This window comes from Photobacterium aphoticum (assembly GCF_001029435.1).
GTDB lineage: Bacteria > Pseudomonadota > Gammaproteobacteria > Enterobacterales > Vibrionaceae > Photobacterium > Photobacterium aphoticum.
Genome location: NZ_LDOV01000034.1, coordinates 43,703 through 55,447, shown reverse-complemented (window position 1 = coordinate 55,447; position 11,745 = coordinate 43,703). Strand labels below are relative to the sequence as shown.

The window sequence follows — 11,745 nt, the reverse complement described above, 5'->3', positions numbered from 1 at the left end:
GAGAAATCTTTATCTCCGTGTGGAGCGGTAGTTCAGTTGGTTAGAATACCGGCCTGTCACGCCGGGGGTCGCGGGTTCGAGTCCCGTCCGCTCCGCCACTTATTAAGAAACCCTGTCGGTAACGACAGGGTTTTTTGCTATATACCGCTCCCATAGAGCCCTTCGGTCTCTAGGTCGCGGCACTGCCGTGCGCGTTGAGTCCCATCCGCTCCGCCACTTATACTAAGCCCGAGTTGAAAGACTCGGGCTTTTTTACATCTGTATTTTATTGGTTCGCCCTACGGGCGAATGAGTCCCGCTCGGTTGCGAGTCCAATTGAGCGCAAGCCCGGCCGCTCCGCCACTTATTAAGAAGCCTCGCTAGAAATAGCGGGGCTTTTTCGTATTTGAAGTATTTGAATGTCCATTTTCTCCTTCTTTCGAAAGCCCTCACTGGGCGTGCCCGCTGCTTTACCGCTTCTAAAGAAACCCTGTCTTCGGACTGGGTTTTCTCGTTTTTTGCGCCATGTCCTTTGCACTCTTAAGATTTTCGCGTTTATCTTGCGCTCACGGAGGTGGGTTTATGATCGCTGACAAGATGGGTAAGCGTATAGTGTCATATTCTGTTTTATCAGCGTGTTGGTGATATCACCCGTGTTGGGAGTTTCTATACTGTAGTAAAAGTGTGGAGGTATATATGAAAGCCATAGGGTTAATCGCATGTGTTCTGATGGGGTTGGTTGGGTGCAGTAGTTCTCAGGTGGATGCGTATTCTGAGGCACAAGATTGGACGGGTCTTGCACAGTATGATGTGGAAATGGGCCATTATGAACGCAGTGATAGTGCATTGAGTCAACTGGGTGCCGTCGACAGTACGCAGCAAAAAGCGTATCGCGAAGCCTATGCTACACATGTGGAAACGTACTGCGATCCTAAAAATGCTTTTCGAGTGGGCTTACTCGGTAAACCGAAAAATTACGTTTGTATTGATGGTACCGCGCGAGGGAATACCTACGAGAAAAATTGGGAGACAGGGCGTGAAGGTAACAGTATGTAATCGCGGAGCTCTCACAGTGAGGGGATTATCCTGAGGCAGAGACTCGCGCCATGCTTACCTTCAAGGTAAGATACCGGATATGTTATGCCATGTATTATTTGGGAAATAAATGACGTTACCTGCGAATGATTTACCTCAAGTCGACAATGATGTGTTGACGGAAATCGCCATTGCTTATTATCAAGATGGGGCAACCCAGGAGGAAATTTCCCAAAAATTTGGCATGTCGCGTGCGAAGGTAGGCCGTTTATTGCGCCGAGCACGAGATGAAGGCGTGGTGGAAATTACCGTGAAATATCACCCCGTCTTCAGTGAGAAACTTGAGCAGCAGCTGATTGAGCGCTTTGGCTTAAAACGCGCACTGATCGCATTGGATCAGCCGGATGATGAAACACAGCGTCAGCAAGTGGCCAGTTTAGTCTCAACCTATCTGGCGGGGACACTGACGGATGATATGGTGGTGACGGTGGGTCAAGGACGTAATATCGCCTCTATTGCCAGTCATGTGGGTGTGGTGCCACACCGTAAGTGCCGTTTTGTCTGTGGTATTGGCGGGACGCACCGTTCCGGTAATGCGATCAATGCTGACCATATCTGCCGCCTGCTGGCAAAAAAATACGGTGGGATCAGTGAGACCTTGTATGCCCCGGCTTATGTGGAAGACATCAAGGTAAAAGAAGCCATCATGAAAAATGGCACCGTGAAAGAGACGCTTGATCGTGCGCGTCGTGCGGATGTGGCACTCGTCGGAGTGGGAGATATGAATGAGAACAGCCACATGGTGAAACTGGGCTGGTTCACCCCGCAAGAGATCGTCGAAGCACGTATTCGTAAAGGTGTGGTGGGCGATCTGGCGGGCTATGATTTCTTTGACAGCAAAGGCCAACGCGCAGATACCATGATGAGTGATCGTGTCATTGGCTTGAGTATGGATGAATTACGCCACATTCCGACAGTGGTAGTGACAGCCGCTGAAAGCAGTAAAGCGTTAGCCTTGTTGGGCGTATTACGTTCCGGCGTGGTTGATGTTGTGGCGACCAGCGTGAGTAATGCCCTGACCATCCTCAATCTTGATCAGCAGATGAAATAAAACCAAGGCGCCGCCTTAATAGGCGCCTTTGTCGTCTTTTAGGGGAGGCATATTACTCTATCCTCTATCCTCTTCATTCATGTCCACAAGCTTGTATAGCGCTTGCTGAGTGCCTTATCTGGTGTAGATAGAGCCCGATGGCGATCAGTAAGGTTATACCTTCTGCCAGTGGCAGGGCAGCTAATACATGCCAGGAAATCGGCCAGACTGTAAAGAGAAATAGAAACAATAGCGGTAATAACAGCCCACGCAAAAGAGCGATACACGCTGAAGGTTTCGGGCGTTGATGGGCGGTAAAGTAGCCGGAGAAGAGGACATTAAACCCGCTCAGCAGGATACAAGGCCATAGCCAGTTGAGGTATTGATGGGCGAATAAGGCGGCATCGAGCTCCCCAGTACCCAGAAATAGGGTGGTGATCCAGGTTTTACCGATGAATGTGAAGAGAGTGATCCCCCCTCCAATGCACGCAATCGCCAGTGTGGCGAATCGCATGAAGGTATGCGCTCGTTGAGGCTGCCCCGCGCCGAGGTTGTGGCTCAACAGGACATGCTGTGCATCAATGATCCCATAAAACATCATCATGCTGATAAACAGGATGTAGTTGGTGATAGCAAAGCCGGCAATACCTGCTTCACCATGTTGACTTGCAACCTGCCAGTGCACAGCAAAAATAATAATACCCACCGATATTTCATTAATGAACTCAGAGCAACCATTGCGTAGTGCGTGTCCTAAAGTACGAAGAGGCAGCCTATTCAGGCAGAAGGCGAGCCGGCGTTTGGTCTGGAAAAAATAGCGCGATAGCACTACACATTGCAGGCATTGTGCCAGCGTGGTGGCAAGAGCCGCTTCGGCTAAGCCCCAGCGAAAGTAGCCGATGAACAGGGCATCCAGCGCAATGTTACAGGCGGCCCCACACAACAGTGCGGTTGTTCCCAGCCTGGGGAAGCCATCCGTACGGACAAAGTAATAGCAGACCATGGTTGTCAGTTGGATCACCAGACAAAAACTCATCACTGACAAGTATTCTTTCATGAGAGAGAAAAGTGAGGGCGGTGCGCCAAGTAATTGGAATAGATGGATATAAAGCAAATGGCTGAGTAGTGCCATGAGGCATGTAAAAGCCAGCGCACTGAAGAGGGATAGCGTAAAAATCTGGTTGGCTTGTAGTGATTTGTTCTCCCCCAAGTAATGACCCGCCATGACAGATCCCCCAATGGCGATCATTAAGCAAACGGCAAACATGAACGTGATATAGGGCACCAGCAGGTTGATGGCTGCGAGGGCATCGGCACCGAGGTAGTGCCCCACAAAGATCCCGTCAATTATGCTGGCGGTGGAAATGGCTAACAGTCCGAGCAGTGACGGTACCGCATAGGCGATGAAGGTCCGCAATGGTGGACCATGAAGAATTGCGTAATCGTTGTTATCCATGAAATCGCTTCCGTTTGCTCATGGGGGATTATGTGTGAGCGGTACACCTTGGTTGAAGCGATGGGTGATGGCTACGGGGGCTGGCTGAACTCTGAATCACGCTCAACTATTCCTGTAACAATTGTAATTCTTATTGAAATGATAACTATTATCAATACCATTATTGGCCTTGTGTCCGTGAATCAATCATGGCGAGTGAGTGAGGAGAAGGATGGGCGTGATGATCAATACCCCAGCGACAGGCGATAGCACCGAACACATATCGTTGAGTCAGCAGGCATCAGCGTTAGCGGAATATGCCTCATTACAAGCTTTTCTTAATGCATATTTACGTGAAGTAGCGGGGGCCCAGTGGTATGCGGGCAAAGAAACAGAGAACGAAACAACGAGGGTTCTTCCCTGCCTGAAAGGCCACCCAGCGGTTGAAGCTGTTGTCGTGATTACATTAGCAGAGGGAAAGGGAGAGCTAGCGATAGCTGTGTCGTATCGCTCTAAGGTGGGGTGTCACCGTTTTGTTGCGTCGTGGTTTCGTCAACATCCCTTGTGTTGGTCATCGGTTTCTCCGCTGCGCGTGATGCACCTGTTGAGCCGCTCTTTGTATGCACAGCGGGGTAAAGCCTGGGGTGAGGATCCCCGTGAGTATGAATTACAAGCGAGGCTGCAAGAAAGCCATCGTTTAATGTCTTTGTATTTGGTATCGGCCTTGCAACGTCCCCAACCGGTACGCCAATTTTTAGTGGCAGAACAGGCTTTGTATGTGGGGCATTGGTTGCATCCTACCCCGAAAAGCCGCCAAGGAATGCTGGATCATCACCATGCCACTTATGCGCCAGAATGTGGCGGTTGTTTTCAGCTGCATTATTTCCGGGTGCATGCGTCGTTAATTAGCCAGCGTTCGGCCTTAACGGTGACGGCAGAAGAGATGCTCAGTACTGCGCTGGAAACGGAGCGGCTGGCGCGGCCGGGCTATGTGGTACTCCCGATCCATCCGCTGCAGGCTCAATGGTTATTGCATCAAGAAGCCCTTATCCCATGGTTTGCGCAAGGCATGATCGTGGATCTGGGGCGAACGGGACCGTCCTTCTCGGCCACCTCTTCCGTACGTTCACTGTATCACCCTGATTTGCCCTGGATGCTCAAATTTTCTTTACCCGTCAAAATCACCAATTCATTGCGGGTGAATAAACGCCATGAACTCGATGCGGGCGTCGTCATGGCTAATTTGAGCCGTAAACTGCCTTTCTTTGCCGATCACCCCACGTTTCAGCTGGTGACAGATCCTGCTTATATCACGGTAGATTTACCGGGACAGCCGGAGAGTGGGTTTGAAGTTATCGTACGAGAAAACCCTTTTCGACATGGTCTGGAAGAAGAGACCGTCACGGTGGCGGCACTCACGCAAGCGCCACTGCCGGGCCAAGACTCTATGCTCAAACAGTTAATTGATACGTTGACGACCGTATCCTGTCCCGCTGCGGTGGCTGCCAGTAAGTGGTTTGCCCGGTACTGGGATTGTGCGATCGCACCAATGATCCGCCTATACGATGAACACGGCATTGCGTTGGAAGCCCATCAACAAAACAGTGTTGTCACGTTTGAACAGGGTTATCCCAAAACCTACTACTTTCGTGACAATCAAGGGTTTTACCTGTCTGCAGCATACCGGGATGAATTAACGGCTTTTGAGGCGGATACCGGCATGGTACATGACTTGTATTTTGATGATGCGATGATCCGTGATCGGTTTACCTACTACCTCTTTGTCAATCATCTGTTTGCCATCATCGGCCGCCTCGGCGCGGATGGTTTACAACAAGAAGCCGTGTTGTTGGCGTTTGTACGCCAACGGTTGTTGCAGTTGCTGGGGGAGATGAAGGGGGCGGGACGGCCATTTTTGCAGGGGCTGTTAGCCCGCCCCAGTTGGCCATTTAAAGCCAATTTGCTGACCCGGGTCGAGGATATCGATGAACTGCTCACCGATAACGAACAGGCGGTGTATGCGTGGATGCCGAATCCTCTGTTGGCTGTGAGTGATGAGGAGGAAAGCCATGCCCTTGCCGAGTATGTATAGATTGTCGGTTGAGCAGCGTGTCCTAAGGCAGTTGATCGAGTCGCTCTTATTTGAAGGGTATGTCGATGTGCATTTTGTACCGGAACCGGCAATGAATACATTGGAAGCCCGTGCGGTACGAGGTGTGTTTCGCTGGCAGATGGGGGAGCACAATTACCGGGTGGAGGGCTATCGTGGCGGCTTTGATCGGGTGCGGGTTGATATTCAGACCTTACGTATCATGGGGCATCCCTCTGATGTAGCACTGTATCAAGTCTTGGCGGATGTACCGACAGCCGATGCGGTCAGGCAACAGTTGCGAGAGGAGTTGCATCAAACGATTCGGTTATGCCGTTGGAATCAGGCCCACCTGCCAGCGACGCATTCCCGCTATGAGGTGTCTTATTCACAACTGGAATCCTGGGTGGATGAAGGGCATCCCTATCATCCCTCCTTTAAGGCGAGAACCGGATTCAGTGAGCAGGACCATGCTCGTTTTGGGCCTGAAGCCGGGGAGCCTTTTCAGTTGGAATGGCTGGCTGTGAAATTCTCTCATCTCAACATGGCCTTGCCCGTTTGTGCAGACGTTTTTTGGCGCCAAGAGTTAGGAGAGCCGACATGGGCTGAGTTGACCCAGGCTCTGGCACTGCAGGGCGAAGGATGGGACGGGTATGCGTTAATGCCGCTGCATCCTTGGCAGTTTACCCAGCTGTATGGCGAGACATGGACAGCGCGCTCTTCCCGTGATGTTTTGCATCTGGGCTCCGCCGGCGATCATTACGTGGCGACACAGTCCTTACGCACCTTGCGCAATCACACGCATCCTGAGCGGGCACACATCAAATTGCCCCTGAGTTTGGTGAACTCATCATCCGTACGGACCCTAGATCCGTGCTCTGTTTGTCATGCTCCTGCGATATCGCAATGGCTAAAGCTCGTGATAGACAGCGATCCGACGTTGCAATCGGTCGTGATCTTGCAGGAATACGCAGCCGGCTTAGTGTGCCAGGCAGATCCGAATGCGGACCCGGCAGGAGAGGGGCGGATCGGCATGATCATGCGGGAAAGTGTGGAAGGCCAGTTATTACCCGGAGAACAAGCCGTCCCGTTTAATGCCCTGAGTCTGCTCGAACAGGATGGCCGGGCGTTTATTGCTCCCTGGTTATCCCGCTATGGCGTAGAGGTCTGGCTTGAGCGTCTGCTGGAGGTGGCAGTGGTTCCGGTCTGGCACGTGTTGGTTGCCCATGGTCTGGCGTTGGAGGCGCATGGCCAGAACATGGTGCTGGTACATGAAGAGGGATGGCCACAGCGTTTAATGTTGCGTGATTTCCATGAAAGCCTCGAGTTTTATACACCATTCTTGGCTGACGCGGCATTAAAGCCGGACGGGATTGATGGGCTGACTGCGGCGCCATCGGATGCGAACCCCGGCTATTACGGTATTGATTCCGTGGAAGGGCTGCGAGAATTGGTGATGGATACCTTGTTTGTCTACAACCTGACCGAACTGGCGTTACTGCTGGAAACGGAAGCCGGATTGCCTGAAACGCATTTTTGGCAGTGCGTTGCCGATACGTTAACCCATTATGCTCTTGAACATCCGACCCTGACAGATCGTTTAGCCATGTTGGGGTACGCACAGCCGACCATTCAAACAGAATCATTGATCACCCGGAAGTTAAGGCAGTCACCCAGTGAGTGCCACCATACGATTCGGAATCCGTTAGCGCATCCGCAAACCGCGTAACGGCGCGTGAATGACAAGGAAGAAAAAGAGAAAATATGTTTTACGTTAACGATGAACTCATCAGTCAGGATGATATTGCCAGCCGTCATCGCACGTTTGCTGCCGATCCGTTTTTGGCAAAAATCAAAGGCAAGCGACTCGCGGTGTGCTGCGCGGATACTGCCCATCTATTAGCCTTGTGTCTGTATGTCCGTGCGCAAGGCGGATCATTTTATCCGATCCACGCGGATACGCCCCGCTTGGCGGCGAAGCGTTTGGCACAACGTGCACAGTGCCATTACTTGTTGCTTGATACGCAGATCCAGCCACTTGTGTTACCGCAAGAGGGGGAAGAGACAACAGGCGTGTTAGTGCAAACCAGCTCGGGGACAACAGGGGAGCCGAAAGTGATCACCCGAACATGGCAGAGTATCGCCACAGAGGTTGAGGCCTATGTCCGTGCGTTTACCGCGCCTAACCGTATGACCCCTGTTATTGCCTGCCCGATCACCCATTCCTACGGCCTGATTGCGGGGGTACTGGTGGCGCTCGCCCGTGGCCGTGCCCCCGTTATTGTGAATCAATTGAATCCCAAATACTTGCTCAACACGCTGGAGCGGGTGAGCGAGCCATTATTGTACGCCTCGCCGAGTTTATTGGCGGCCGTTCTGCCGCTGTACCCCGAGACGTTGCCACCGCCAGCGGTGATGACATCGGGGACCTTGTTATCCCAGTCTGGTCTGGCGCAATTACACACACGCGGGCATCGGGTCTTCCAGCAGTATGGCTGCTCAGAGGCGGGATGTATTGCGGTCAACCCGGATACGCAGGTGGCCAGTGCTGTGGGGTACCCTTTGCCTCACCTGCATGTGAGAGCCGGCCATTGTGCCAAGCAGCCGCAAGAGATCATTATCGGGGAAGACACCCAGTCGATTCATACGCGCGATCTCGGGTATATCGATGATACCGGTATGCTGCATTTTGTGGCGCGGATCGATGACACCATTAATGTGGCTGGGCTGAATGTGTACCCGCAGGATGTGGAAGAGGCAGTGCGAGAACTGCCGGAGATTGAGGATGCGGTGGTGTTTAAGCGAAGTGATGCCTTGTCTGGTGAGCGAGTGTGCTTACAGTTTTGTGCACAAGAGAAAGTCCCTTCAAGCCGTATTCGTCGTTGGTGTGCCAAGCGTTTAGCCACCTATCAATTACCCGTTGATATTGAGCAGGTTGAGGTCATTGGCCGGTTAGCTAATGGCAAAGTGAATCGAAAGGCCTTGTCACAAACCCGTGCAGCTGTACCTGCGATTGGATAAGGAGTAGTGAAGATGGATACGTTAAAAGAAACACATTCTCAGGCGACATCCCCGCAGGCGGAACCTGTCACTGTGGTGCCGTTAATCTCTGCCGACGCGCTGACATCGGCCATTGAAACGATCTTGCGGGAGACCATGCAAAATCCGCACATGGCCGCTTTTTCGCCACAGGCTCGGCTGAATGAGGATTTGTATCTGGATTCGGTGCTGGTGCTGCAACTGATGCTGCATCTGGAGTTGGATTTAGGTTTACGTCTACCGGACACCCACCTCACCAAGGATGATTATGCGACGGTGGCCAGCTTAGTGGCTTTTTTGCAGCGGACCGAGCAGCAGACAGAGTCTGTGCCGCCCGCGACATCGGCATCTGCGCAGGAGGAATTTGAAGATGTCAAAGTCCATTGCTTTGTCAGTTGTGTCTGTGAGTCGCTTAAGCGGGCAGGGATTGATCATCGGCCGTTTTATTTTGGGGTATGGGATGCCACGTTCACCGTGACAGAAGATCATCATTTGCGTTATCACGCAGAGGACGTGGATCATGCCGATTTCCGTTATTGGTTCAACCGCCTGTTTGGTGTGGCGTTGGTGTCCTGGTATTGCCCAGAGAAGGATAAAGCATCGAACATCGCGACCTTACAACACTTGCTGGCCACGAAGCGTGCAACAGAGCAATTAATGGTGATGCTGGACTTGTTTCAGTTGCCAGAGAGAGAGAATAAATTCAATCAAAACCCGTTTCCGCATTATGTGTTGCTGACACAAGGAACCACCCCTGAGCAGCTCTGGATATCGGATCCGGATTTTCGCTGGGAAGGGGAGCTGGAGACGGCACGGGTTTTACAGGCTGTCGCCCAACCTACGGTGGCGGGAGGATATGTCTTTGATGAGCAACACCTCCATTCGGCGAGCGATGCGGAGGTGAAGGCTTATTTTGATGCCTGCTTCTTTATGGATCGTTATCCGTTGGCAGAGGCCATTGAAACCATTGTAGATGCCCATATGGCGAGTGGGGACGTAGCGATACTGACGCTGGCTCTGAGAGAGATTCGGGTTATCGCGGTACGCAAGTATGCTTATGAGCATGGTTTTGCCTTTTTCTGGCGGGCGCTGGGCCTGCCGGAGGAGGAATTTGAAGCGTGGTGTGAGGTGATTGAAAGTTTGGTGCAAGGGTACTTCAAGGTGCAGTACTTAGTGATGAAATTGGCGGAAACCGGGGTGGAGAGCCTGCAATCAGAGGTGGCACAGCAGTTGGTGCTCGTGGTGGAGACGGAGCGTGAAATTAAGCAGCATTTGCATGAAGTCTACCGTGACTGGTGTGAATTTGCGTTGGCATTCACCCCCGCAAGCGCATAAGGAGGCACAACCGATGCAGCTATCAGTGTGTACGATCTCGTTTCGTCATCAATTGGTTTCTATCGACCATATTGCAAGATGGGCACGTCGCAGTGGGTTTGACGGGATAGAGTTGTGGGGGATCCATGCGCGAGGATTGGCATCACAGCCCCAGTATGACGCGCAGTGGCTCAAGGCGATGGGATTGGAGATTTCCATGCTGAGTGACTATTTGCCTATTGTTGGTGATCGCGTGGTTGCTCGGCAAAAATGCGACCTTATGTATGCGATGGCAAAACATTGGGAGACGCCTAAGTTACGCACGTTTGCCGGGCAGGTGGCCAGTCAATTGGTTTCTCGCCCGGAACGGCTGGCGATGACCCACCGGTTACGTGAAATTTGTCAGGCTGCACAGGGGCATGGATTAGAGGTGCTGGTGGAAACTCATCCGAACACACTCGCGGATACGCCAGCATCGGTGTTGCAACTGCTTGAGGAGGTTGACCATCCTGCACTGAAGTTGAATTTTGACACGTTGCATGTGTGGGAAGCTGGAGTGGATCCCACTTGCTTTCATCGACAGGTGGCGGCATACGTTGCGCATTATCACCTCAAAAACATTCAGTCACGTGAGCAGTTAACCGCCTTTGCGCCAGAGAATGTTTACTCGCCAGCCGGCACTCGGCAGGGCATGGTCTCGCTGTTTGAAGGGGCTCTGGACTACCAAGTCTTCTTAAAGACCCTAATGGGAGATTCGACGAAGTCGGCTTCATTAGAGTGGTTTGGGCATGATGTAAGGGAAACCTTATTGAAAGACAAGGCTCTTTTAGATGACTTACGGTGCCGTGTATACCCGCCAGAAATGGTGTGTTAAGCAGAAAACGCGGAAAGCGAATTACACCAATGTGTAGCATAAAGCTTGAGATGCGTCTCAAAGGTCGGCGTCGCTTTGCGTTTATTTTGTCAGATAAAACGCATGGTGATATTGATAATCACTATCATTTGTTTTGGGTTATTGTATAGTTTGGCAGAAGCATGAGCGTTATCTCTCAAGTCAGTCCCTTCACGGTGACCGTTTTGATCGCGGATCCGAGTGAGACATACGGTCAGTATGTACGTGAGCAGTTTTGGCAAGCCGGGCTGATGATTCGCCGGTGCGTGGCGTCAGAAGATATTTTACAGATCATTGAGCAAGGCGCGGTAGGGATTGTGATCTTATCCATGCAGCTTGCTGACATGCGAGATCTGGCGTTATTAAAGCGTTGCCGAGCGCAGACATCGGTACCGATCATTGTGATTGATGAAGATACACAGATGGCACAAAGCCTCAATTGTTTTTATCACGGTGCCGATGATTATGTTGCTAAGCAGCGTCCTGTGAAAGAATTGTGTTACCGCACTTTGGCGATTCTTCAGCGGGTGTATGGCACCGCAGCACCGATTGAACAGGGGCTGTCTTTGACCTGTGAGCAACTGACATTGGATCGGCAGCAGCAGGTCGTGAGTTTTGCCGGGCACTCCGTCTCAATGACCCCCATTCAATTTAAGTTGCTCTGGACTTTAGTGTCACAGCGGCGTGAGATCCTGACAAAGCCGTATTTATACCAACAAGTGCTGGCCCGGGAATTTAGTCCTTATGACCGTAGTCTTGATATGCATTTAAGCCGGATTCGGAAAAAGCTGGTGGCAGCCGGCATGCCCGCAGAGCGTCTACAAACGGCGCATGGTAAAGGCTATTGTTTCGCATGATGGAGGGTGGAGTAG

The 11,745-nt window shown here is 51.8% G+C and carries 9 protein-coding genes and 1 tRNA gene; 9 read left to right on the top strand and 1 reads right to left on the bottom strand.

Translation table 11 applies throughout. The features are described 5' to 3' along the window. The first annotated feature begins 21 nt into the window (after positions 1–21). The 3 genes from ABT58_RS18355 to ABT58_RS18345 all read left to right on the top strand — a co-directional run bounded on the left by ABT58_RS18355 (position 22) and on the right by ABT58_RS18345 (position 2,125). Positions 22–98 (top strand) — tRNA-Asp (locus ABT58_RS18355). A 577-nt stretch (positions 99–675) separates the two neighbouring features. Continuing rightward, a complete protein-coding gene (locus tag ABT58_RS18350; RefSeq protein WP_047875903.1) occupies positions 676–1,035 on the top strand; it encodes a DUF2799 domain-containing protein in 360 nt (119 codons plus the stop codon). A gap of 109 nt (positions 1,036–1,144) precedes the next feature. Beyond that, entirely contained in the window at positions 1,145–2,125 is a 981-nt protein-coding gene (locus ABT58_RS18345; RefSeq protein ID WP_047875902.1) for a sugar-binding transcriptional regulator, read from the top strand. 73 nt (positions 2,126–2,198) lie between these two features. On the opposite strand, the gene ABT58_RS18340 is transcribed toward ABT58_RS18345, so the two are convergent. Continuing rightward, positions 2,199–3,560: an MATE family efflux transporter gene (locus ABT58_RS18340; protein WP_047875901.1), complete on the bottom strand. Its 1,362-nt coding sequence runs from the start codon at positions 3,558–3,560 to the stop codon at positions 2,199–2,201. A gap of 220 nt (positions 3,561–3,780) precedes the next feature. Here ABT58_RS18340 and ABT58_RS18335 point away from each other — a divergent pair, with 220 nt between their 5' ends. The 6 genes from ABT58_RS18335 (at position 3,781) to ABT58_RS24420 (ending at position 11,730) form a co-directional block, all read left to right on the top strand. Next, positions 3,781–5,631, top strand: a complete 1,851-nt coding sequence (locus ABT58_RS18335) for an IucA/IucC family protein (RefSeq protein WP_047875908.1) — start codon at positions 3,781–3,783, stop codon at positions 5,629–5,631. 91 nt (positions 5,632–5,722) lie between these two features. Next, positions 5,723–7,357: an IucA/IucC family protein gene (locus ABT58_RS18330; RefSeq protein WP_205625334.1), complete on the top strand. Its 1,635-nt coding sequence runs from the start codon at positions 5,723–5,725 to the stop codon at positions 7,355–7,357. Positions 7,358–7,392: 35 nt separating this feature from the next. Beyond that, complete coding sequence (locus ABT58_RS18325) at positions 7,393–8,649, top strand: AMP-binding protein (RefSeq protein ID WP_047875899.1); 1,257 nt, start codon at positions 7,393–7,395, stop codon at positions 8,647–8,649. Between the two features lie 12 nt (positions 8,650–8,661). Beyond that, positions 8,662–10,002, top strand: a complete 1,341-nt coding sequence (locus ABT58_RS18320) for a DUF6005 family protein (protein WP_107205117.1) — start codon at positions 8,662–8,664, stop codon at positions 10,000–10,002. 13 nt (positions 10,003–10,015) lie between these two features. Then, on the top strand, positions 10,016–10,855 hold the full coding sequence (locus ABT58_RS18315; protein WP_047875898.1) for a sugar phosphate isomerase/epimerase family protein: 840 nt from the start codon (positions 10,016–10,018) through the stop codon (positions 10,853–10,855). 161 nt (positions 10,856–11,016) lie between these two features. Beyond that, positions 11,017–11,730 carry a response regulator transcription factor gene (locus ABT58_RS24420; protein WP_047875897.1) on the top strand — a complete coding sequence of 238 codons (714 nt, stop codon included), beginning with the start codon at positions 11,017–11,019 and terminating at the stop codon, positions 11,728–11,730. The last annotated feature ends 15 nt before the right edge of the window (positions 11,731–11,745 follow it).

Excerpts from the sequence above, each read along its gene's own strand:
- ABT58_RS18350 (WP_047875903.1), top strand. The coding sequence starts at position 676 with ATGAAAGCCATAGGGTTAATCGCATGTGTTCTGATGGGGTTGGTTGGG.
- ABT58_RS18345 (WP_047875902.1), top strand. The coding sequence starts at position 1,145 with ATGACGTTACCTGCGAATGATTTACCTCAAGTCGACAATGATGTGTTG.
- ABT58_RS18340 (WP_047875901.1), bottom strand. The coding sequence starts at position 3,560 with ATGGATAACAACGATTACGCAATTCTTCATGGTCCACCATTGCGGACC.
- ABT58_RS18335 (WP_047875908.1), top strand. The coding sequence starts at position 3,781 with ATGATCAATACCCCAGCGACAGGCGATAGCACCGAACACATATCGTTG.
- ABT58_RS18330 (WP_205625334.1), top strand. The coding sequence starts at position 5,723 with ATGAATACATTGGAAGCCCGTGCGGTACGAGGTGTGTTTCGCTGGCAG.
- ABT58_RS18325 (WP_047875899.1), top strand. The coding sequence starts at position 7,393 with ATGTTTTACGTTAACGATGAACTCATCAGTCAGGATGATATTGCCAGC.
- ABT58_RS18320 (WP_107205117.1), top strand. The coding sequence starts at position 8,662 with ATGGATACGTTAAAAGAAACACATTCTCAGGCGACATCCCCGCAGGCG.
- ABT58_RS18315 (WP_047875898.1), top strand. The coding sequence starts at position 10,016 with ATGCAGCTATCAGTGTGTACGATCTCGTTTCGTCATCAATTGGTTTCT.
- ABT58_RS24420 (WP_047875897.1), top strand. The coding sequence starts at position 11,017 with ATGAGCGTTATCTCTCAAGTCAGTCCCTTCACGGTGACCGTTTTGATC.